16 protein-coding genes, 3 tRNA genes and 2 pseudogenes are annotated in these 21903 nt (G+C 73.0%); 15 read left to right on the top strand and 6 right to left on the bottom strand.

Translation table 11 applies throughout. The features are described 5' to 3' along the window. Nucleotides 1–190 precede the first annotated feature (190 nt). From ACIP8W_RS02570 to ACIP8W_RS02540, 7 genes and pseudogenes are all read left to right on the top strand, one after another. The gene (locus ACIP8W_RS02570; RefSeq protein WP_401952525.1) at nt 191–1177 is read left to right on the top strand and encodes a phosphatase PAP2 family protein; all 987 of its coding nucleotides are present in this window, start codon (nt 191–193) and stop codon (nt 1175–1177) included. Further along, nucleotides 1065–2285: a hypothetical protein gene (locus ACIP8W_RS02565; RefSeq protein ID WP_401952522.1), complete on the top strand. Its 1221-nt coding sequence runs from the start codon at nt 1065–1067 to the stop codon at nt 2283–2285. Before ACIP8W_RS02570 ends, ACIP8W_RS02565 begins: the two co-directional genes overlap by 113 nt. Then, on the top strand, nt 2276–3883 hold the full coding sequence (locus tag ACIP8W_RS02560) for a hypothetical protein (RefSeq protein WP_402201667.1): 1608 nt from the start codon (nt 2276–2278) through the stop codon (nt 3881–3883). Before ACIP8W_RS02565 ends, ACIP8W_RS02560 begins: the two co-directional genes overlap by 10 nt. Next, entirely contained in the window at nt 3880–5244 is a 1365-nt protein-coding gene (locus ACIP8W_RS02555; RefSeq protein ID WP_401952516.1) for an AAA domain-containing protein, read from the top strand. The genes ACIP8W_RS02560 and ACIP8W_RS02555 overlap by 4 nt, the downstream gene beginning before the upstream one ends. Before the next feature lie 87 nt (nt 5245–5331). After that, nucleotides 5332–5685, top strand: a complete 354-nt coding sequence (locus tag ACIP8W_RS02550) for a hypothetical protein (RefSeq protein WP_401952514.1) — start codon at nt 5332–5334, stop codon at nt 5683–5685. 117 nt (nt 5686–5802) lie between these two features. Next, nucleotides 5803–6532 (top strand): annotated as a pseudogene (locus tag ACIP8W_RS02545) (hypothetical protein). Further along, nucleotides 6523–6596 (top strand) — tRNA-Lys (locus tag ACIP8W_RS02540). The pseudogene ACIP8W_RS02545 and the gene ACIP8W_RS02540 overlap by 10 nt, the downstream one beginning before the upstream one ends. 115 nt (nt 6597–6711) lie before the next feature. On the opposite strand, the gene ACIP8W_RS02535 is transcribed toward ACIP8W_RS02540, so the two are convergent. Beyond that, nucleotides 6712–7941 (bottom strand): M6 family metalloprotease domain-containing protein, encoded by a 1230-nt coding sequence (locus ACIP8W_RS02535; RefSeq protein WP_402201665.1) that lies wholly within the window; start codon nt 7939–7941, stop codon nt 6712–6714. 514 nt (nt 7942–8455) lie between these two features. Here ACIP8W_RS02535 and ACIP8W_RS02530 point away from each other — a divergent pair. From ACIP8W_RS02530 to ACIP8W_RS02520, 3 genes are all read left to right on the top strand, one after another. Beyond that, the gene (locus ACIP8W_RS02530) at nt 8456–10516 is read left to right on the top strand and encodes a putative bifunctional diguanylate cyclase/phosphodiesterase (protein WP_402201663.1); all 2061 of its coding nucleotides are present in this window, start codon (nt 8456–8458) and stop codon (nt 10514–10516) included. A 252-nt stretch (nt 10517–10768) separates the two neighbouring features. Continuing rightward, nucleotides 10769–10930, top strand: coding sequence for a hypothetical protein (locus ACIP8W_RS02525; protein ID WP_401952509.1), 162 nt, complete (start codon nt 10769–10771; stop codon nt 10928–10930). A gap of 199 nt (nt 10931–11129) precedes the next feature. Beyond that, a complete protein-coding gene (locus tag ACIP8W_RS02520; RefSeq protein WP_402201661.1) occupies nt 11130–11711 on the top strand; it encodes an ATP-binding protein in 582 nt (193 codons plus the stop codon). 54 nt (nt 11712–11765) lie between these two features. Here the strand turns inward: ACIP8W_RS02520 and ACIP8W_RS02515 are convergent. Then, nucleotides 11766–12215, bottom strand: a pseudogene (locus tag ACIP8W_RS02515) (molybdenum metabolism regulator); the annotation flags it as partial. Between the two features lie 21 nt (nt 12216–12236). Continuing rightward, complete coding sequence (locus ACIP8W_RS02510; RefSeq protein ID WP_401952832.1) at nt 12237–13304, bottom strand: LLM class flavin-dependent oxidoreductase; 1068 nt, start codon at nt 13302–13304, stop codon at nt 12237–12239. A 427-nt stretch (nt 13305–13731) separates the two neighbouring features. Between ACIP8W_RS02510 and ACIP8W_RS02505 the strand changes: the two genes are divergently transcribed. The 4 genes from ACIP8W_RS02505 to ACIP8W_RS02490 all read left to right on the top strand — a co-directional run bounded on the left by ACIP8W_RS02505 (nt 13732) and on the right by ACIP8W_RS02490 (nt 17471). Continuing rightward, nucleotides 13732–14787 (top strand): D-2-hydroxyacid dehydrogenase, encoded by a 1056-nt coding sequence (locus ACIP8W_RS02505; RefSeq protein ID WP_402201659.1) that lies wholly within the window; start codon nt 13732–13734, stop codon nt 14785–14787. Beyond that, on the top strand, nt 14777–16231 hold the full coding sequence (locus ACIP8W_RS02500) for an amidase (RefSeq protein ID WP_402201657.1): 1455 nt from the start codon (nt 14777–14779) through the stop codon (nt 16229–16231). The genes ACIP8W_RS02505 and ACIP8W_RS02500 overlap by 11 nt, the downstream gene beginning before the upstream one ends. 323 nt (nt 16232–16554) lie before the next feature. Further along, entirely contained in the window at nt 16555–17313 is a 759-nt protein-coding gene (locus ACIP8W_RS02495) for an IclR family transcriptional regulator (RefSeq protein WP_401952498.1), read from the top strand. Nucleotides 17314–17397: 84 nt separating this feature from the next. After that, nucleotides 17398–17471, top strand: a tRNA-Lys gene (locus ACIP8W_RS02490). A 62-nt stretch (nt 17472–17533) separates the two neighbouring features. Here ACIP8W_RS02490 and ACIP8W_RS02485 read toward each other — a convergent pair. The 3 genes from ACIP8W_RS02485 to ACIP8W_RS02475 form a co-directional block, all read right to left on the bottom strand. Then, nucleotides 17534–18004, bottom strand: a complete 471-nt coding sequence (locus ACIP8W_RS02485; RefSeq protein ID WP_401952496.1) for a phospholipase — start codon at nt 18002–18004, stop codon at nt 17534–17536. A 359-nt stretch (nt 18005–18363) separates the two neighbouring features. After that, nucleotides 18364–19818, bottom strand: a complete 1455-nt coding sequence (locus ACIP8W_RS02480; protein ID WP_402201654.1) for an SPFH domain-containing protein — start codon at nt 19816–19818, stop codon at nt 18364–18366. A gap of 16 nt (nt 19819–19834) precedes the next feature. After that, complete coding sequence (locus tag ACIP8W_RS02475) at nt 19835–21244, bottom strand: peptidoglycan-binding protein (protein WP_402201652.1); 1410 nt, start codon at nt 21242–21244, stop codon at nt 19835–19837. Between the two features lie 183 nt (nt 21245–21427). Between ACIP8W_RS02475 and ACIP8W_RS02470 the strand changes: the two genes are divergently transcribed. After that, nucleotides 21428–21501, top strand: a tRNA-Lys gene (locus tag ACIP8W_RS02470). Nucleotides 21502–21903: the final 402 nt, after the last annotated feature.

Below are 21903 nucleotides of genomic sequence, written 5' to 3'. Positions count from 1 at the left end.
GCCACTCCATCATCACGCACCTGAACAGGGGGCAACCTTCAGGGGGACGGCGGCGTCCCACCCTGTGTGCCGGGGGCGCTGCCATGGCACACGTTTCCGGGGTGGGCACCCGGCGGAGCGGCCCGGCCTGTTACCCCGTACGGTTGAACGCCGGTTACGCCGCACGAGGAAATAATGGAGATTTATCCGGATGCCGTACAGCGCCAGCGCGATACCCAGCCCGCTGCCGAGCCGCCGCCCCCGCTGGTGGACCGAGCTGATCCTGCTGGTCATGGTGTACGGCGCGTACTCGGCGGGTCGGCTGCTGGCACGCGGTGACGTGTCGACGGCCGTCGATCACGGGCTGGCGATCCTGCGCGTCGAGAAGGCGCTCTTCCTCAACGCCGAGCATCCGCTCAACCGGCTGTTCACCAGCACCCCGGCGATCGGGATACCCGCCGACTTCGTCTACGCCTCGCTGCACTACCTCGTCACCCCCGCCGTACTGATCTGGCTCTTCCGCCGCCGCCCCCTCCACTACCGCGCCGCCCGCGCCTGGCTGCTGGCCTCCACCCTGCTCGGGCTGATCGGCTTCACCCTGCTGCCCACCTGCCCGCCCCGGCTGCTGGACGCGAGCCACGGTTTCGTCGACACCATGGCGCAGTTCAGCTCGTACGGCTGGTGGGGTACGGAGGCGAGCGCGCCGCGCGGACTCGGCGGGCTGACCAACCAGTACGCGGCGATGCCGAGCCTGCACGTCGGCTGGGCGGTCTGGTGCGGGGTGCTGCTGTGGAGGCACGCGCGCACACCGCTGGTGAAGTGGCTGGGCGCGGCCTATCCGGTCGTCATCACCATCGTGGTCATGGGCACGGCGAACCACTACTTCCTGGACGCGGTCGCCGGGGCCGCCGTGATGGGCGCGGGCGCGCTGCTCGCCGGTCCGGCGACGCGTACGGCCGACCGCGTACGGGACCGGATACAGGGCCGAATACGGACGGCGCCGACGGCCCCTGCCGCGCCCGGACCCGCGCCCGTCCTCGCCGACTCCGCCCCCGTTGTCAGTGGCGGATGCGAGACTTCGGCGGGTGAGCGATTCCCCGGGCAGCGGACCCGCAGCAACGCCCCCGACACCGTCGGTGCCGCCTGTGCCCCCTCCGCCGACGACACCGCGGCCGACCCTGCGCCGACGCCTCGCTGAGCTGCGCGGACCCGCCGTCGCGCCGCACCCGCTCGACGCCCGCGCGCTGGCCGCCCTCGCGGCCAACCCGGGCTGCCGGCGGCGCGCGCTGCTGGACGGCGCGGGTGTGGACAAGGCCGCGCTGGCCCAGGCGCTGGGCTCGCCGGGGCCGTACGGCCAGTCCCAGTTCGCCTTCATGCGCGGCAACGCGTTCGAGGCGCGGGTCAAGGCCGACGGTGGTACGGAGCTGATGCGGCTCCTCACCGACCGGCTCGGCGGCCGGACGCCCCCGCCCTCCCCCGACGAGATCCACGTCCCCGATCTGCGCGCCGCCGGTCCCGAGGGCCGCGCGGCCCGTACGGCGCTGGCGCTGCGCGAGGCCACCGAGGCGCGCGCCTGGGCGCTGCTGGACCATCCGCTGCTCGCCCTGGAGGTCGCGGGGTCGCCCGCCTGTCTGGAGCCGGACGCGGTGGTGGTGCACCCGGACGGGCGCTGGACGGTCGTGGAGATCAAGTCCTTCCCGATGATCGACGGTTCGGCCGACGCGGCGAAGGTGGGCGCGGCGGCGCGGCAGGCCGCCGTGTACGTGCTGGCGCTGGAGCGGGTCGCCGGGCTGACGCCGGGCGCGGTGGTGGACCACCGGGTGCTGCTGGTCTGCCCCAAGGACTTCTCCAACCTCCCGGCCGCCTCGGTCGTCGACGTACGCAAGCAGCTGTCGGTGACACGCCGTCAGCTCGCCCGGCTGACCCGGCTCGACGACATCGCGGCCGCACTGCCCGAGGGCACCACCTTCGACCCGGCCGGCCGCACGGGCGCCGAGCTGACCGCCGCCGTCGAATCCGTCCCGCCCTCCTACGCCCCCGAGTGTCTGGCCGCCTGTGAGCTGGCCTTCCACTGCCGGTCGCGGGCGCGCGCGGCCGGCGCGGTGGAGGCGCTGGGCCGGAGCGTGCGGGGGGAGCTGGGCGGGCTGACGACGGTCCCGGCGGTCCTGGCGGCGGCCCACGGCGAGGCGGGCGACCCGGCCGACCCGGCCGTCGCCGCGCTGCGCAGAGCGGCGACGCTGCGGGCCCAGGCCCTGGCGGAGGCTGCGGGCACCAACGGCCGTACGGCGGTGGGCGCGTGTCCCTGATCAGTACGCTGGCCCGGCTGGAGGCCGTCGAGAGCGGCCGCGCCCAGCCGCTGACCACCGTCCGGCACCGCCGGATCTCGGACCGGCCGCTGGTGTTCGTGCCGCTGACCACCTCGGGCGAGGCGGGCGCGCCGCTGGGCGCGCTGGTGGGGACGGACCGGGCGGCGCCCCGGCTGCTGACGGTGGCCCAGCCGCGCGACCGCGATCTGCGGTTCGCGTTCCTCGCGGAGCTGGCCGAGGCGGTGCTGCCGCATCTGGACGGGTACGCGGAGGCGGTCGAGCCCGCCGAGCGGAACGAGACGGATCCGGAGACCGGCAAGCGGGTCAAGGTCGAGGTGGAGCTGTGCGTGGACGCGCCGCAGCTGATCGTGCCGAGCAGGCCGGGCATCGACTTCGTCCGGCTGCTCGGCCGTTCGATGCGGTTCCGGCGCACGGCAGAGGACGACCCGGACACGCCGTATCCGGCGCCCGCGCGGGTGCCGCTGCTGGGCCGCTGGCTGACGCACTACGGCGAGCGCGCCCGGGTCCCGGGCTCCTCTCTGCTGCTCGCGACGACCGATCTGCTGAACCGGCACTGGGCGACGGGCCAGTCCGGCCTGGAGGACCAGCATCTGGGCGCGCTGCTGGCGTGGCTGGACGCGCCGGGCGCCTCCGGTGTTCCGGGCGCCGAGGCGGCGCTCCGGGCGGAGCTGGACCGGGACCGGGCGGGCCAGCTGCGCTGCCCGCCCGCCGGACCGGCCACCGACCCGGCCTTCGACAACAAGCTGCTGGCCCCCGCCATCGACGGCTACGACCGGGCCCGCAAAGCGCTGGCGGCGGCCGAGGACGGCCCCGGCGCGGAGCTGCGGCTGGCCGGGCTGACGGCGGCCGAGGGGCGGATCCGCGAGCTGCTGGCCGGGGTGCTGCTGCCGACCTGGGACGCGGTGTGGCACGGCCTCGACCTGCTGCGCGAGCTGCCGGAGGGGGCCCGGGTCGCCGACCGCTGGACCCGCGACCGCTGGTCCTTCACCGGCCACCGCGACCGTGTCCGCGCCGGGGAGCCCCCGCAGCCCCGGGTGGACGACGCCGTGACCGCCGCCCAGAAGCTCGCCGCCCGCGAGAGCGCCCAGGCGCAGCTGGACGCACAGGAGGCGCTGGACGATCCGCTGGTGCTGGCCGGGCGCAGGCTGACCGGCGAGGCGTTCCTCGGGGAGGTGACGGAGGTGGTCATGGCGTACAGCGAGAGCAAACGCCCCGGCCCCCGCCCGCTGGTCACGGTCCGCACCGACGACCGGCCGCATCTGGAGGAGCGGACGAAGGTGTTCCGCTCGCTGGAGGGCAAGCCGCAGTCGGCGGAGTTCGTCCGGTACGAGGACGACGGCTCGCTGCTGCTGCGGCTCACCGACCGGATGGGCCGGGCCAAGGAGCCGGCACCCGGTTCCGTACCGGACAAGGGCGACCGTATCGCCTGGACGCTCTTCGAGCACGACCAGCGCAGCGGCCCGAAGCTCCCCGGCCCGGAGGAGACCCCGTGGACCCACGGCGGTCCCCCGGACACCGATACGCCCACGACACCGGCCCCGGCCCCCGACCCGGTGACCGAGGAGGACTTCCTGTGAGCGACCCCTCGCGGACCGGCCGCCCCGCCGCCGCGGACCCCGCCGCCGCCGCGACCCGGGCGACCGACGCGATCCTGCGCGACACCCTGCACGGCGGCCACCGCGGGGTGGTCGTCGACTCGCCGCCCGGCGCGGGCAAGTCGACGCTCGTGGTGCGCGCCGCCCGGGAGCTGGCCGCGGCCGGACGCCCGCTGATGGTCGTCGCGCAGACGAACGCGCAGGTGGACGACTTGGTGGCGCGGCTCGCCGAGAAGGACCCCGACCTGCCGGTCGGCCGGCTGCACAGCAACGACCCGGACCCGTACGACAAGGCCCTGGACGACCTGCCGAACGTACGCACGTCCGCGAAGGCCGCGGAGCTGGCGGGGCTGGACGTGGTGATCTCGACAGCGGCGAAGTGGGCGCACGTGCAGGGCGTGGAGCCCTGGCGCCACGCCATCGTGGACGAGGCGTACCAGATGCGTTCGGACGCGCTGCTCGCCGTCGCCGGGCTCTTCGAGCGCGCGCTGTTCGTCGGCGACCCGGGGCAGCTGGACCCGTTCAGCGTGGTGGGCGCGGACCAGTGGGCGGGGCTGTCGTACGACCCGTCGGCGAGCGCGGTCTCCACGCTGCTCGCGCACAACCCTGAGCTGCCCCAGCACCGGCTGCCGGTGTCCTGGCGGCTGCCCGCTTCGGCCGCGCCGCTGGTGTCGGGCGCGTTCTATCCGTACACCCCCTTCCGCAGCGGTACGGACCACGGCGACCGGCGGCTGTCGTTCGGCGTCGCGTCGGACGGCTCGGGCCCCGACCGGGTGCTGGACGAAGCGGCCGAGTCGGGCTGGGGCCTGCTGGAGCTGCCCGCCCGGCACACCCCGCGCACGGACCCCGAGGCGGTCCGCGCGGTGGCGCTGGTCGTCCGCCGGGCGCTGGACCGAGGGGGCGTGGCCACGAGCGAGCGCTCCGGGACCCCCGTCCCGGTGACGGCGGACCGCGTCGCGGTCGGTACGGCCCACCGCGACCAGGCGGCGGCGGTCCGCGCGGCGCTCGCGGAGCTGGGTGTGACCGGGGTCGCGGTGGACACGGCCAACCGCCTCCAGGGCCGCGAGTTCGATGTCACCGTCGTCCTCCACCCCCTCTCCGGCCGCCCCGACGCCACCGCCTTCCACCTGGAGACCGGCCGCCTCTGCGTCCTCGCCTCCCGCCACCGCCACGCCTGTGTCGTGGTCTGCCGGGCGGGCGTGGCGGAGCTGCTGGACGAACACCCCTCCACGGAGCCGGTCCAGCTCGGCGTCTCCATCAAGTTCCCGGACGGCTGGGAAGCGAACCACGCGGTCCTGGCCCATCTGTCGGAACATCGAGTGAGCTGGCGGCCGCAGCCGTAGAACCAACCGACGAGACCCTCTTGCGCCGGGCAGGACAATGGACGGTGGCCCGAGGGCCCGAACAGGTACGAGCAGGAGGAAAAGCACATGGCGGATCCCGAACAAGGTGGGCGGCGGTCGCGTCCGGCACCGTTGCTCTTCGAGCCTTCGGAGGCGGTCGCGGACCCCGAGCACTTCTTCGATCTGGAGTCCCTGGAGGACCCCGCCGAGCTGCTGGCCAGAGCGACCGATCTGACGCTCGCCTTCCGCGCGGCGACCGACCGCGCCGTGGAGTTCCAGGCGGTCGCGGCGGCCCAGCTGGCCGATCCGCGCCGGTTCGACCGGCTCACGACGGCGGATATCGCGCGGCGGGCCCAGTGGACCGAGGACTACGCGAAAAAGATGGTCGAGTTCGGCCGGGACCTGTTGAGCGGTGGGGGGAACGGGGGCGGTGGAGCCTGACCCCGCCAGGTCCATCCGGCATATGCCGGGCCGCAGGGTACGCCCTCCCCGCCCCCACTGTCCCGATTTCCAAGAACTCTCCGGAACAGAACCGTTACTGCGGGTAGATCTTGACGCATGAGCGCATGGTCACGAGACACATCCCCCCTGAGCCCCGGCACAACCGACGCCGAGCGGCGCCACACGGATCTCTTCAGCCTTCTCGACGAGGACCGCCATCAGACCTCACGGGTCACCCCGGCCGGTGCGGACTGGCTCGCCTCCGCGGGTCCGTACCCCCATCCCTCCCCACCCGGCGTGCTGCCCTGCGGCTCCGTCTTCGACGTGGTGAACGCCCCCGCGATCTTCGGCCGCCGGATGCTGGACCAGCTGTGGGCCGACGGCCCCGGTTCGGGTCCGGTCGCCACGCACCGGGGGCGCATGCTGTTATTCGCCGCCCCCGGTACGGCGCAGCGGTTGCCCGCCCTGCTCTCCTGGGAGGAGTGGGGCGCCGCGTCGCCGCCGCTGCTCTGTCATGGCACCGGCGACGCGGTGACCGCGCCGCCCGCGGTGCCCGGCGCCGCCTCCGGGCCACGCTGGGTGGTCGCGCCGGACACCCGCCACCCATGGCTGCCGGGGCCGGAGGTGCTGCTGTGGGCGTGCGTACGGGCGGCCCGTTCCGCCGCTCGGGCGGCGGTGGGACGTACCGGGCGGGCGGAGCACCGTACCGTAGCGGGCTGATCACCCCCAGCACCCGCCTGACCACCGGAAACGGTCCCGGTGCGGGCCTGGGACCGGCCTCCGGATATCGATTTTTCCTCGCACCGATCCTGGTGCTAAGGTCTACGACGTCAGCAGGCGCCGCTAGCTCAGTTGGTTAGAGCAGCTGACTCTTAATCAGCGGGTCCGGGGTTCGAGTCCCTGGCGGCGCACCGACAGAGAAAGCCCCTCGCTCCGGCGGGGGGCTTTTCTCGTGTCCGGCGCTCACTTGTCCGGCGCTCTCGTGTCCGGCGCTCACTTGTCCGGCGCTCACTTGTGACCATGGGCTCATACGCCCGGGGTGATCTTGACCGTCCACGCCCCCGTCCGCGTCCGGTCCGCCACCTGTACCCGCACCCGCTCGCCCGGCACCGTGAACGTCTCGCCCACCCCCAGCGGCGCGTCGGCCAGCGGCGGGTACACCGACCGCTCCCAGCACGCCTCGCCGCGCGGATGGGTGTCCACCACCTCGACCGGGCCGCCGCCGGACGCCGTGCCGGCCCGTACCCGGTAGATCAGCACGCCCTCCGTACAGGTGCGGATGTCGTTGCCGACCGCCGCGCGCGCCTCGATCGCCAGGGCGGTGTTCTCGCCCATCCTGACGACCGCGAGCCGGGTCTCCGCCGACCCGCCGCCGGACGGTGGCGCGCCGATCGGCTCCAGGGTGAGCAGGCTCGTACCGGAAGGGGAGACACAGCTCACCTGCCGCCGGTCCAGCCAGCCCAGCTTCCACTTGTGCCAGCCGAAGAGGTCGGAGGCCAGACCGAACTGGCTGCCCATCACATCCCAGTCCCCGACATAGGTGTCCCAGTCGCCCTTGCCGTCCACCGGCCGGTGGTAGAGATCCGCCAGATCGAAGACGTGCCCGGTCTCGTGGGCCAGCACGTTGCGGTCCGGCGGATGGCGTTCGAAGACGGTGACGATGCGCCGGATGTCCTTGCCGTCCGCCCGCATCGGCCGGTCGAAGTTGACCACCTTCGTGGCGTCGGAGTCGACGCCCGGGGCATCCGGGTCCGCGACCAGATAGACGATGTCGTACCGCGAGAAGTCGATCTGCGGATCGGCGAGGGCGACCGCGTCGCGCAGATACGCCGTGCGCCGCGCCGGCGCCCAGTCGCGCCGTATGCCGTACGACGTCGAGGCGTGCGGCATACGGAACCACCGGGGCTGGGGGTGGGCGCGCAGCCTGAACTTCCCGTACGACGCCTGCTCGTAGAAGCGGCTGGTGGCCGGGAAGTGGTCGGCCGCCAGCTCGGCCGGGCTGGTCAGCGGCTCGGAGTCCGGGAAGGACAGGAAGATCATGACCGCGTCGAGGGCGCGGTCGGGGCGTGGGTAGGCGGAGTTCCAGGTGTCGAGTCCGAGCGAGTGGTGCGCGGCGGTACGGGGCAGGGCGCACGGCCCCTCGGCGCCCGTGGCCCCCGCGGGCCCCGTCACCAGGGAGGTGGCGGCCAGGGCCGCGAGCGAGGTGAGGGCCGCCGCGGTCCTGCGCAGCCGGAGCCGCTCCTCCGGCTGCTCCACCGCGCGCCTCTTCGTCGGCCCCTCCGCCCGGCCCTGCGCCTCCGGCCGCTCCTGCCCCTCCGCCCGTTTCCGTTCCTCCGCCCGTCCTTCCGCCCGCTCCTCTGCCCCAGGTGGCTGCGGACGCTCCACATCGACCTCCGGCCGCGGGTCGGGAATCACCGGGATCACCGGGGTTGGGGATCACCACATCCCACCCTGTGCGATTTTGTGGTGATACGCCCTGTTCCGCTGCCCCACCCGGGTGAGAAGCCCCCGGGTCAGCGGGGACGCACCGCCACGACACCCCGGGGGGACACGGAAAGTCACCACCGATCACGGCGCCTCCTGGCGGAGTCCCCCAAGGCCAGACGCGCAGAAACGATCGTTCAATCACCCGCCCGCGGCCTCTTCACGCCCCCCGTCCCCGCCCAGGAGCTGGAATGGCCACCCGGCCTGCCTCTATGATCGGCACACTTTCTCTGGCCGACCGTCCCGACCCCCCCTGTACGACACGACTGCACCGCGGGAGCGAGCCGTGAGCGGAACCTCCGAAGGGCCGCGTCCAGCGGCAGTCGCGGCGGCCGTTACCGCACGACATTCAGTCACGGAGCGTCATGCCGGGGGCGGAGCCTCCGCCGACCCGCATGAGCGCCACGAGTGCTCCGGCACGCGCGAGTGCCACGAGCCCTCCGGCCCCCGTGAACACGGTGACGAGCCCTACCCCCCACGCACCGAGCCCCACCCCCCGCACGACGATCCCCGCCCCTCACGCGAGCACTTCGAGCCGCCCTGCGACCCGAGCGAGCAGCGCGAACTGCGCGACTACCGCGCCGCGTTCCAGATCGCCCACCTCGCCATGGCCCTCCTCGATCACGAGGGCACCGTCATCAGCGCCAACGACGCCCTCGCCGAACTCCTCGGCACCGACCTCGACGCGCTCGCCGACCAGCCCGCCGCCGACCTCGTCGACCTCGCCTCGGACAGCCGCACCTGGCACTCCTTCCGCCAGGTCCTCGGCAACCGGCGCTCCCGCTTCCGCTGCACCCGCCGCCTCAAACACCCCGACGGGCGCACCCTCTGGGCGGAGGTCACCGTCTCCCCCGTACCGGCGACCGACAGCGTCCTGCTGTCGGTCACGGACATCAGCGACCGGCGCGAACTCCAGGCGCGGCTGCGCCATCTCCAGATGCACGACGCGGTGACCCTGCTGCCCAACCGCGCCCTGTTCTTCGAACGGCTCGCCTCCGCGCTGGACGCCTCGTCGTACGACGTCGGTACGTACGGTACGGCGCGCAAGCCGTACGGCAAGGGCGGCGGCACGGCCGGAGGGGATGGCAGAACAGGGCGGATCGGTCTCTGTTACCTGGATCTCGACGGTTTCAAGGCCGTCAACGACACCCTCGGCCACCGCACCGGCGACCGGCTGCTCGCCGCCGTCGCGACCCGGCTCTCCGAGTGCGCCGACCACGACGGCTACGCCCGCAGCGGCGGCCATCTGGTCGCCCGGCTCGGCGGCGACGAGTTCGCGATCCTGGTCGAGGACTCGACCGGTACGGAACAACTCGCCGATCTGGCCCGTTCCGTACTGGCCGCGCTCCAGCGCCCCTTCGACCTGTCCGGGCAGCGGCTCTCGGTCTCCGCGTCGATCGGGGTGGTGGAACGGGCCGCCGAGGGCACCACACCGACCGGGCTGATGCAGGCCGCCGATACGACGCTGTACTGGGCGAAGGCGGACGGCAAGGCCCGCTGGACCCTCTTCGACCCGGAGCGCAACGCCCACCGGATGACGCGTCAGGCGCTCACCTCGGCGCTCCGCCCGGCGGTCGAGCGCGAGGAGTTCGTGCTCCAGTACCAGCCGCTGGTGGGCATGGCCGACGGGGTGGTCCGCGGGGTGGAGGCGCTGGTCCGCTGGAACCACCCGCAGTTCGGGACTCTCGCGCCGAATCGGTTCATCGGCATCGCCGAGGAGGACGGCTCGATCGTCCAGCTCGGCCGGTGGGTGCTGAGCACCGCGTGCCGTCAGGCGCGCCGGTGGCAGCTCGACCACCCGGGGACCCCGCCCCTCTTCGTCAGCGTCAATGTCGCCGTACGCCAGGTCTGGGACTCCGATCTGGTCGCGGACGTCGCCGGGATCCTCGCCGAGACCGGGCTCGCGCCGAGCCTGCTGCAACTGGAGCTGACGGAGTCCGCCGTCATGGGCTCGGCGGGCCGCCCGCTCCAGGCGCTCCAGGCGCTGAGCGACATGGGCGTGCGCATCGCCATCGACGACTTCGGCACCGGCTACTCGAATCTGGCCTACCTCAGCAGGCTGCCCGTCTCGGTCCTGAAGCTGGACGGCTCGTTCGTCCGGGGGTTCCGGTACGACGAGGGGGTCCACCCCAGCCCCGCCGACGAGACGATCGTGGAGGCCCTGGTCCAGCTCGCGCACCGGCTGGGGCTCACGGTCACCGCCGAGTGCGTGGAGACCTCGGGGCAGGCGGCGCGGCTCCAGCGGATCGGCTGCGACACGGGCCAGGGGTGGCTGTTCTCGCGGCCGGTGGCACCGGAGCGGATCGCGGAGATGATCGCGGCGGTGGGCGCGAACAGCGGGGGCTGAGACTCCGGTCGGGGGCCGGGGTGGGGGCCGGGGTGGGGTGGAGGCCGGGGTGGGGGCTTGCCTCGGCGGGGCCGGGGCGTCGGCTCGTGGGTGTCCCCGGCCGGTAGGGGTTCGAGTTCCGGCCCTTTCCCGCCCGTTCGACGCCATCGCCGCCGTGACGGCAAGCCCTCCCCTGTGCCGAACCTCGATACCACTGCTCCCCCGCCACCACCCCCGCGCCCGCGCCCGCGCCCGGCGCGTACGGGCGTGGCTGTGTCCACCGTGATCGCCCTGGGCATCGCCGTCCCGGGCGAGCGGCTGCCGGCCGTCTCATGGCGCGGGCTCGGCGTGCCCGCCCTGGGATTGACCGTACTCGCGGCTCCGGCGCGGCCGGGCCGCCGCTCACCAGCGGCGATGACGGAAATCAGTACCTGACCGTTGGCCTTGCATTTACCCAAGGTGACCAAGCACGCATCGCGGTGTGCGTGAAATCGGCCAAATATCGGTGTTCCCGCGTTGTATCGTGCGGCATGCCTCAGCACAACGCGAACGCGCTGGTCATCGCCGCCGATGCCACCACAGAACCCCCCACCGACGTGGGAATCGGCACCTCCGAGGCCACTATGGGGGCCGCATGATGGATTGCCGCGTCTCCGCTCCCCCGTATCTGAGCGAGCGCGTTCACCGACGGGAGCAGATCAACCTCTCCCCCGTGAACTCGGCCGCCGGTTCCTCCCGACTGTTCATCAGATCCACGCTCACTCGGTGGGATTTACTGACCATCGCCGACGACGCGCTCCTCGTCACATCGGAACTGGTCACCAACGCCACAAGAGCGACCGGACCGCCCCATGAGGCGGAGGCGATACAACTGCACGTACTGGCGCTGGAGAGCAGCGTCGTCATCGAAGTCTGGGACGCGTCGCGGGCCGAGCCCGTACTCCCCGCACGCCCGGCCCTCCCGCCCGACAGCGCCTTCGACGAGGGCGAGTGCGGTCGGGGACTGCTGCTGGTCGACAGTGTCGCGGGCCGCTGGGGATCCCGTCCGGCGCCGAGCGGCAAGGTCGTCTGGGCGGAGCTGACACTCCCGCCGCCACTGCCACCGGCCCTGCCGGTGCGACGGAAGAACCCCGTACCGAAGCTTCAGGGACCCCCTGCCGAACCGCTCGACAAATCGTTCCTCCTCCGGGTCCTGGGTGGCTTGAAAGAGCTGTGACGCAGGCACGTGGAGTAGACATATGCCAACCGGACCAGCCGGGCAAGGACACCCTCAGACCAGGCGCCTGATCTCACCCCGCACTCGATAGAAGCCGGATGTCGTCGGGTGGAGGGCGTCGACCACATAACGGGTGCCCACCTCACGTATGCCCCGGGGGAACTGGACGTTCCAGGAGGGCTCGAAGCCGTCCGCGACGACATGGACGCGCAGCCTGCCGCCCTCGTTCACACACTCGACGACCACTCCGCCCGCCGCCGCCGTCGCCGCCGACACCGTGCCGACCGTACCGACCGAGGTCGCGGGGGTGTACGTGGGCAGCGCGGCGGCGGACTTGACGTCCATCGCGACGGGGACCGTGCCCTGCTGGGCGGCGGCGATGGCGGCGGGGCTCGCGTCCACGCAGACCAGGGAGCCGTCCGTGGTGACCATGTACAGCTTCTCGTCCAGATACTGCATCGAGAGCGCTGGCAATCGGCCGGGACCAGCGGTTCCGCCGGTCCCGGCGGTCCCGGCCGGGCGTGGTCAGCCCTTCGGCATCCCGTACGCGTCCGCGATCAGGTCGTAGCTGCGCAGCCGTACGTCGCCGCCGTGCGCCTGCGAGGTGAGCATCAGCTCGTCGGCGCCGGTGCGCTTCTGAAGGCCGTTCAGACCCTCGCGTACCGCGTCCGGGGTGCCGTGCACGATGTTGGCGGTCCAGGTGTCCACGAACTCCTGCTCCAGCGGGCTGAACCGGTACGCCGCCGCCTCCTCCGGCGTCGGGACCAGGCCCGCGCGGCCGGTGCGCAGCCGGACCATGGCGAGCGCGCCGGTCATGATCTGGCGGCGGGCCTCGCGCTCGTCCTCGGCGGCCAGGGCGCCCACGCCGATGGAGGCGTAGGGGGCGTCGAGGATCGCGGAGGGGCGGAAGGAGTCGCGGTAGAGGTCGAGCGCCGGGACGGTGTTCCGCGACGAGAAGTGGTGGGCGAAGGAGAAGGGCAGCCCCAGCACCCCGGCCAGCCGCGCGCTGAAGCCGGAGGAGCCGAGCAGCCAGACCGAGGGGCGCGCGGCGGAGCCCTGGACCGGCCCGGGGACGGCGTGGATACGGGCGTAGGGGTGACCGTCCGGGAAGTCGTCGTCCAGGAAGCGGGTCAGCTCGGCGAGCTGCTGCGGGAAGTCGTCGGCGCCCTCGCTCAGCCGCTCGACCCGGCGCAGCGCGGCGGCGGTCGCCCCGTCCGTACCCGGCGCGCGTCCGAGCCCCAGGTCGACACGGCCCGGCGCGAACGCCTCCAGGGTGCCGAACTGCTCGGCGATCACCAGGGGCGCGTGGTTGGGCAGCATGACGCCGCCCGAGCCGAGCCGGATGCGCTCGGTGTGGGCGGCGAGGTGGGCGAGGATCACGGCCGGGGAGGACGACGCGACGCCCGGCATGGAGTGGTGCTCGGCGACCCAGTGCCGGTGGTAGCCCCGGCGCTCGGCGAGCCGGGCCAGTTCGACGCTCGTACGGAGTGCCCGGTGGGCGCTGGAACCGACGCCCACCGTGACCAGGTCCAGTACGGACAGGGGGACGGGCGCGGTGCCGTGCGCCGTTCCCCGGATCGCGTCGCCCGCCATGCCCGTTGTCGCGTTGCCCGTCGCGTCTCGGCTCGCCTCGTCCACCGGTCAGACCCTCCTGCGTGTTCCGTCGTCGTCCTTAAGGACGCGCACACCGCGCGTCAACACGACACACCAACAGGAGGGTCACTCCGGTTATTCCCGGGTCCGGCGCCCCGCCCGGTCCGGCCACCCGGCGCGGGACCGCGCCGGCGCGGGAGCACCGCCCCACACCCGGCTCGCGAACAGCGTCCCCGGCCTCGGCCATCCGGCCTCTTGTTGACGATGACAGGAGCCAGGTGCGAGCGTGGTCAATCCACACATCTCAGGCGTCGCGCAGAATTTCCAGCGGAAATCCCTACCGGTTCCAGCCGGAAATCCCTACCGGTTCCGGAGGGGAAGCCCCCTACCGGTTCCGGTGAGAAACCTACTGATCGGGGTCTGTCGCATGCCGTCCGCCACCCCTGCCACCACCCCCGTCCCCGCCGTCCCCCTGCCCACCCTCCTCGTCCTGGAGGCGGACCCCGCCACCCTTCCCCCGCGCCTCGGCAGGCTCACCGGCCGGGTGCGGATCCGCTCCACGGGTCCGGCCGGTCTGGCGGCCCTGCTCCCGCACGCGGACGCGCTGCTGGTCTGGGACTTCACCTCCGACGCGGTACGGGCCGCCTGGCCCGGCGAGGGCGCCAGGCCCCGCTGGGTGCACACCGCCAGCGCCGGGGTGGAGCGGCTGCTCTGCCCCGAACTGGTCGATTCCAGCACGGTCGTCACCAACGCCAGGGGCATCTTCGAGGAGCCCATCGCCGAGTATGTGGCGGGGCTGGTGCTCGCCATGGCGAAGGACCTCCCCGGGACGCTGGAGCTGCAACGCCAGCGCCGCTGGCGCCACCGCGAGGGGCTGCGGGTCGCGGAGAGCCGGGCCGTCGTGATCGGCGCGGGCCCGATCGGCCGGGCCGTCGCCCACACGCTGCGGCGACTGGGGGTGACGGTCGCCGTCACCGGCCGTACGGCGCGCCCCGGGGTGCACGGCGCGGACCAGCTGGACCGGCTGCTGACCCGCGCCGACTGGGTGATCTGCGCGGCGCCGCTCACGGACGCGACACGTGGGATGTTCGACGCGCGGCGCTTCGGCCTGATGCAGCCCTCCGCGCGGTTCATCAACGTGGGACACGGTCAGCTCGTCGTCGAGGACGCCCTGGTCGCCGCCGTGTCGCGGCGGTGGATCGCGGGCGCCGCCCTCGACGTCTTCACCGACGAGCCGCTGGACCCGCAGAGCCCGCTGTGGGACGTACCGGGGCTGATCGTGTCCCCGCACATGAGCGGGGACACGGTGGGCCGGCGCGATCGGCTGGGCGCGCAGTTCGTCCAGATGTACGAGTTGTGGGCGGCCGGAAAACCCCTGCCGAACGTGGTGGACAAGAAACGCGGGTACGTCCCCACCCATGACACCCAGGACGCCCATGACACCCGCGACACCCGCGACACCCGCGACGCCCATGACGGATGACCGCGTGACCGGCCGCGCCTTCCTCACCGATCTGACCGCGCGACAGCTCCTCGCCGGGTACGCGCGCGGCGACTTCACCCCGGTCGACGCCGTCCGCGCCGTACTCGACCGGATCGAGACCGTGCAGCCGCTGGTCAACGCGTTCGTACGGACGGACGCGGAGGAGGCCCTCGCGCGGGCCGAGGCGTCGGCGGCCCGGTGGCGCGCCGAGGAGCCGCGCGGGCTGCTCGACGGGGTGCCGGTCTCGGTCAAGGACGTCTTCCTCCAGCGCGGCGGCCCCACGCTGCGCGGCTCCCTGGCGGTACGGTCCCGGGGCCCCTGGGACGTGGACGCGCCGGCCGTGGCGCGGCTGCGGGAGCACGGCGCGGTGTTCGTCGGCCGGACGACCACACCGGAGTTCGACTGGAAGGGCGTCACCGATTCGCCGCTGACCGGGGTGACCCGTAACCCGTACGACCTCTCCCGCACCTCCGGCGGGTCCAGTGGAGGCAGCGCGGCGGCGGTGGCGCTGGGGGCGGCACCGCTGTCCATCGGTACGGACGGGGGCGGGTCGGTGCGTATCCCGGCGTCGTTCTGCGGGGTCTTCGGGTTCAAACCGACGTACGGGCGCGTGCCGCTCCATCCCGCGAGCCCCTTCGGCTCGCTGGTCCACGCCGGGCCGCTGGCCAGGGACGCGGCAGACGCGGCCCTGCTGATGGACGTGATCAGCGGCGCCGACGCGCGGGACTGGTCGGCGCTCCCCCCGGCGCCCGGTCTGCGCGGGGCGCTCGCGGCCGGCGCGGACGGCGTGAAGGGGCTGCGGGTCGCGTACTCCCCCTCCTTCGGCGGCCAGGTCGCGGTGCGCCCGGCGGTGGCCTCGGCGGTACGGCGGGCGGTGGGCCGGCTCGCGGAGCTGGGCGCGTACGTCGAGGAGGCCGATCCGGACATCACCGATCCGGTGGGCGCCTTCCACACCCTGTGGTTCAGCGGCGCGGCGCGGCTGCTCCAGCCGTTCGGCCCGGAGCGGCGCGCGCTGCTCGACCCGGGGCTGCGGGAGATCGGAGCGGCCGGTGAGCGCTGTAGCGCGGTGGACTATCTGGCGGCGGTGGACGTACGGGCGGAGCTGGGCCGGCGCCTCGGCCGGTTCCACGCGACGTACGACCTGCTGGTCACCCCGACGCTCCCGATCACCGCGTTCGAGGCGGGCCGGGAGACGCCGAGGGGGTCGGGGGCGCGCCGCTGGACGGGGTGGACGCCGTTCACGTACCCCTTCAACATGACGCGGCAGCCCGCCGCGACCGTGCCGTGCGGGGTGGACGGGGACGGGCTGCCGATCGGGGTGCAGCTGGTGGCCGCGCTCCACCAGGACGCGCTGGTGATGCGCGCGGCGCACGCGCTGTACGAGTCGGGCGCGGCCCGCATCCCGGCGCCCTACGAGCCGGGCGCCGCCCCCGGCGGAAGCTGAGCGTCCCGCCGTGGCGCCCGCACGCCACCGGTCGTGAACGACGGAGGGAAGGTGATCGGGTCGGGGCCGCCGGAGAAAATCTCCTCGGCGCCCGAACAGGCACGTACCCGCGAGTTTCTCGGAGCGGCGCTCCGGGCCGCGACTCCGGCGCCCTGACCTCACATTTTGTTGAAGGATTGCGCGATTGACATATGCCAGAAGGGTGCGGCCCAGCCCAGAGGCCATGGGCCGCACCGGATTCAGTGGCCGACGAGAGCCCCGGACATGCCTCTTGACGGCTATCGTGTGAGCGAGCTTGCGGTCACGAAGCTGTAGGGGGAGCCGTGGTGCTGAAGCCGGAGCCGACCGCGCCATTCCACTCGGTGCGCTACGTCCTGCGCGTCCTGGAGACCGTGTCCCGGCACGCCGGCGGCGTCACCGGCGCCCAGATCTCCCGGGAGAGCGGGCTGCCCGCCGGCCATCTGGTCCCGCTGCTGTCCATGCTGCGCCGCGAGGGATACGTCGAGCAGATCGCGGACGGCGCCTATGTCGTCGGCGACTCGCTGGCCCTGCTCGGCTCCGCCCCCGAGCGCAAGCAGGCGCTGACCGCCAAGCTCCAGGACTCCCTTGCCGCACTGCGCGACTCGCTGGGCGCGGCGGTCTACATCAGCCGGTACGTCGACGGCGAGATCAAGGTCACGGAGGTCGCGGACGGCCCGCTCACCCCGGCGGTCAACGAGTACGTGGACTTCCGCGCCAGCGGCCACGCCAGCGCGATCGGCAAGTGCCTGCTGACCCAGCTCGACCACAACGCCCGCAAGGACCATCTGGCCCGCCACCGGATCGCCCGCTTCACCTCCCGGACGATCACCAGCGAGCAGTTGCTCTTCTCCCGCCTCGACAGCCACCGGCCCACCATGCCCGTACTCGACCTCCAGGAGTACGCGCTCGGCACGGTCTGCGCGGCGGTCCCGCTGACCGCCGGATCCGCCGTGGGCTGTCTGGCGCTCTCCCTCCCGCTCGAACACGCCCACCGGCTGCGCGCGGCGGCCGAGACCCTGAACAGCAGCGCGGCTCCGATGGCGCTCGCGCTGACCATCTAGGACTGTCCGACCTGCCGTGACCTGGTCCGTCGTGACCTGGTTCCGAGCACCCCGGAGCAGCAGGTATTATTTTCTCGTCAGCAAGCGCCGCTAGCTCAGTTGGTTAGAGCAGCTGACTCTTAATCAGCGGGTCCGGGGTTCGAGTCCCTGGCGGCGCACAGACAGGGGAAGGCCCCTCGCGAGAGCGAGGGGCCTTCTTCGTACTCCACCGCGCCCATGGTCAAGCAGCGGCCGGGGCCACCCCGAAGACGTCGACCGCGTGGTAGTACGTCCACGCCGTCGCGTTGCAGGACACCTTCGTCCCGCCCGAGTACTTCGCGCACACCCGCTTCAGGTCCGCATAGAGGGCCAAGTCGATCCGGGCCTTGTTGGCGCTGAACGCGCCGGCCTTCTTGTAGTTGCGGTAGCCGAAGTCATGGCGTGCGCAGGAGGTCTGGAAGGGGAAGCCGAGGGGGTTGTCCGGCGAGGACGAGCAGTAGTCGGTGGTCCAGTCGAACCCGTACGCCGACCACGCGCTCTGCTTCCCCCGGGCAGCGACCCAGGAGGTGTAGCTGGCGGCGCTCTCCTGGGTCCAGCCGCTGAGGACCTGCGGCTTGTCGGCCGGGGCGGCGGCGGCCGGGGTGGGTGCCAGCAGAGCGGCGGGGAGGACGAGCAGGGCTGTCGCGAGGGGAAGTGCCAGGCTTTTACGCATCGCGGAAGACCTCCGGACGGCATGGGGGGAAATCGCTCCCCGCCCGGGGCGGCACGGAGCGACCACAGCGTGAACTCCGCAGTCGTCGCATGGGTCTACGCGCGATGACCGATGCCGGAATGGTCCCCAAAATCCCGTGATCGGCAAACCCCTCGCACCACTCCAACCGAACGCGTTCGAAGGGCTGTTGACGCCCCCTCCCCGGCAACCGCCTTGCCGGTACGGAACGTTCGGGCGGCCGGAGCATTCCGTACCGCCCCCCTCACCGCGCCCTCATCGCCCTCCCCGTACGGCGGAAACCGGGCCCTCCCCGCTCGAAGGGGAAGGCCCGGCCCGACCGGCGGTGGTCCCGCGCGGGGTCACAGCCGGTCGCCGACCCCCTGCCGACCCGTGTAGAAGGCGACCGTGAGGTCCTTGACCAGCGCCTTTCGCTCGTAGTCGTCCAGCTCGACGAGTCCGCGCGAGGTCAGTCTGCGGACCGTGTCGTCCACCGCGTCCACCACCGAGGTCAGCACGCTGTCCCGGTGCTTCGCGTCGATCGCGGCGATCCGGCTGCGCTGCATCGCCGCCGCGATCTCCGGTGCGTACTCGATCCGGGTCGGCTGCGCCGAGAAGACATCGACACCGACCGGTCTGCACTCCGCCGACAGCATCCGGGTCAGCGCGTCGCCGACCGCCTCGGCGTTGCGCAGCGTCGGCGCCTCGTCATGGAACGCGTCGGCGGGCAGCTGCGAGAGCACCCGCGCCATCGCCGCCTCCACCTGTTCGCGCAGATACTCCTCGTGGTCCTGGACGCCCAGCGCCGCCCGGACCGTGTCCCTGACCCGCCAGATCACCAGGACGACCACACGCAGCGCGGTGCCGTTCGAGTCGACCGCGGGCATCGGCTCGCTGCGCCAGTGCCGCAGCCGTACGTCCACCCCCCGACGCAGCAGCAGCGGGCTCACCCAGAGCAGTCCCGTACGCCGCACGCTCCCCCGGTAGTCGCCGAAGAGCGTCAGCACCCACGCGTGCCCGACCCGGCCCCGGCCGAGCCCGCCGAAGGCGAGCAGCGCGAGCGTCCCGCCGAGCGCGAGCAGGGCCCAGATCCCGGCCCCGATGCCGTGGTACGGGCGCGGCCCCAGCCCGAGCGGCTCGGCCAGCGCGCGCGGTACGGCCCCGGCCCACCACACCACCGCCGCGCACCCGAGCAGCGCGCCGAGCCCGGCCACCACGGCGGCCCACCCGGGAAGCGCGGGCCCCGGCCGCTCGGCGAGCAGCGGATCGCAGGGCGGCGCGGACCGGCGCGGCGCGGCGGGCAGTGGCGCGCGCCGGACACGGGGCTGCTCCCCCGATCCCCAGCGGCGCCCGATGACGGTGGGTCTGGCGGGCGGCCCGGCGGCGCCGAAGCCCTCGGGTTCGTCGCGGAAGAGCAGATGGACGGGGATCTCGTGCGTGCTCTCCCCCACGATGAGCGGACTCCACCGGGGAGCCTCCCCGCTGTTGGCCGCGCCGATCAGGCGTGTCGCCGACGGTACGGGCGCCGGCTGTACGGGCGCCGGCTGTACGGGCGGCGCCTGTACGGGCGCCGGTGACACGGGGGCCGGCTGTTCCCGTACCACCGGTTCGGCCTCCTGGACCTGCGCCCGCGCGGGAGCCGGGGCCGGGGCCTCGACCGGGCCCGGGGCCTGCGCCCGCACCGGAGCCGTTTCCTCCACCGCCGGAACGCCCGTCGCCCCGTACGCGGCATCCGCCGGAACCGACTCGGGTCGCACCACGAACACCCCTCGCAGGTCGGGCACGCCGTCGTTCGGTTGCGGATTCGTCGTGGTCAACCTTGCCTCCGTGGGTTCATGCGAAAAGTCGCTGCCAGGTCTGCGGGCCGGGGTAGCCGTCCGCCTCGGCGCCGCGCCAGCCCTGGGCACGCTGGAACGCCTCGACGTTGCGCCGGTCCGCCTCGGTCCAGACCGGGCCCGGGCCCGAGGCGTAGTGCCTGCCGAAGCCCTTCCGTACCAGCTGCCTGCCGAGCTGGGAGACGTACGCGCTGGACCGGCCCGGCCGGAAGAACCCGCCCCCCGGGAACACCGGGGCGCTCCGCGAAGCGGCCTGCGCTCCGATCGCCCTGGGGGTCCCGCCGTGCCCGCCCGCGCCCCGTGCGGCGCCCGGTCCCGGGATGTTCCGGCCCAGGCCGTTCACCAGATACCGCCAGGTCTCCGGCCCCGGCAGCCCGTCCGCCTCGGCGCCGCGCCAGCCCTGCGCGTGCTGGAACGCCTGGGTGGCGAGCCGGTCCGACTCGCCCCAGCTCGGTCCGGGTCCCCGGGCGTAGAAGCGCTCGCCGCCGCGCTCCACCAGCATCCGGCCGAGCCGGGTGACGTGCGCGTTGTGGGCCCCGGGCCCGAAGGACGCCGCACCCGGGTAGGCCGTCGACGCCCCGGCCTCCGTACCCGTACCGGCTCCCGGGCCCTTGCCGCCGGAATCGTCGGTCAGCCCCCGGTAGCGGTAGGCCACATAGCGGCTGGAGTTGTTCCAGTACGCCATCGGCGTGGCCTGGGTGCGGGTGTACGGCTTGGTCTGCTCGTACGCCGTGTAATACGTGTGCGTGGAGTCGGTCCAGCCGCCGAAGAGCGTGACGTGCGAGCCCTTGTTGGGGTCGGCCGGATTGTGGAAGAGCAGCATGTCGCCGGGCTGGAGTTCCTCCCGCTCGATCCGCACGCCGTACTGGTCGAGGCTGCCCGTCCACTCGTTACCCGCGAGGTTCCAGGCCATCGAGACATAGCCGGAACAGTCCTGGCGGTAACCGTCCGACCAGAACTTCTCCATGCTGTACGAGACCTTCGCGTCCACCCACAGCATGGCGCGGCCGATGATCTCGGCCCGGGTGGTCGGGCGCAGCTCGATGGTGGGGCGGCCCGCGCCGGGGCCCGGCAGCGGGCGTCCGTACAGCGGGGCGCTGCCGCCCTGCGGGGACTGCGGCTCGGGGTTGTCGTACGGATCGGCCCGGCCCGCCGCCGTACCGACGCCCACGACGGGTCGCGAGGCGCCCGCCGCCCACGCCGGGTCGCCGCCCACGCCCGCGCCCGTGGCGCCGAGCGCGACGCCCGCGGCGGTCACCAGGACCAGCGCACGCCGGGCACCGTGCGCGGTCGGGTGGCCGCCCGCCCGTACGGACAGGCCCCGGGCCAGATCGCGCCGGTGCTCGGCGCACCCGGGGCAGGGGCAGTCCGGTGCGGGTTCGTACTCCTCGAAGACCGGGACGGTCATGTGATCCCCTCCACACTCATCAAGATCTTTTGACGCGGCTGCACGGGCGCCAGTGTCTCAACTGTCTGGACAAATCGCATTTTGACGGATCAATGGGAAGAAAAGACTATCCGACAGGCCGCAACAGCCATTAAATGGTCGGGGCCACTCATTCCGATCGGGTAGAGTTCTCCGGGTCGGCAGGCGCCGCTAGCTCAGTTGGTTAGAGCAGCTGACTCTTAATCAGCGGGTCCGGGGTTCGAGTCCCTGGCGGCGCACGCACAGCGAAGCCCCTTCGTCCAGGGATACCCCGGGACGGAGGGGCTTCGCCCATTCCGGAAGCCGGTTTCCCCCCAAGGAGGCACACCGGCCACCCGAAACACAGAGGTGATGGCGCATGCTCGCCATCACTTCGCCACGACTTCCGTCACACATGCATCACACCGCCCCGCCCAAATCGCTCAAACGACCGAGATCCGGCCCTTTTCTCCCTTGCGATAGCGGCGGAGGTCGGACACCCTATTCTGAGCTCATTGACCCCAATGGGGTATGTGGTCCGAACAGTTGGACGCGGTGCGAGGAGATGTTCCGCCGGGAGGGATACGGCGGAGCCGGGGATTCCTGTTTCACGCATGACGACCGTCACCGGCACCATGCAACCGGAGGGTGACTGTCCGTGT

Origin of the sequence: Streptomyces sp. NPDC088554 (genome assembly GCF_044752945.1) — a bacterium.
GTDB lineage: Bacteria > Actinomycetota > Actinomycetes > Streptomycetales > Streptomycetaceae > Streptomyces.
The sequence above is the reverse complement of the archived record's forward strand: the minus strand, read 5'-3'. Positions and strand labels throughout refer to the sequence as shown.

What these genes read in the sequence shown, in the direction of transcription:
- ACIP8W_RS02570 (WP_401952525.1), top strand. Translation starts at nt 191, where the DNA reads ATGCCGTACAGCGCCAGCGCGATACCCAGCCCGCTGCCGAGCCGCCGC.
- ACIP8W_RS02550 (WP_401952514.1), top strand. Translation starts at nt 5,332, where the DNA reads ATGGCGGATCCCGAACAAGGTGGGCGGCGGTCGCGTCCGGCACCGTTG.
- ACIP8W_RS02520 (WP_402201661.1), top strand. Translation starts at nt 11,130, where the DNA reads ATGATGGATTGCCGCGTCTCCGCTCCCCCGTATCTGAGCGAGCGCGTT.
- ACIP8W_RS02510 (WP_401952832.1), bottom strand. Translation starts at nt 13,304, where the DNA reads ATGGCGGGCGACGCGATCCGGGGAACGGCGCACGGCACCGCGCCCGTC.
- ACIP8W_RS02505 (WP_402201659.1), top strand. Translation starts at nt 13,732, where the DNA reads ATGCCGTCCGCCACCCCTGCCACCACCCCCGTCCCCGCCGTCCCCCTG.
- ACIP8W_RS02500 (WP_402201657.1), top strand. Translation starts at nt 14,777, where the DNA reads ATGACGGATGACCGCGTGACCGGCCGCGCCTTCCTCACCGATCTGACC.
- ACIP8W_RS02485 (WP_401952496.1), bottom strand. Translation starts at nt 18,004, where the DNA reads ATGCGTAAAAGCCTGGCACTTCCCCTCGCGACAGCCCTGCTCGTCCTC.
- ACIP8W_RS02475 (WP_402201652.1), bottom strand. Translation starts at nt 21,244, where the DNA reads ATGACCGTCCCGGTCTTCGAGGAGTACGAACCCGCACCGGACTGCCCC.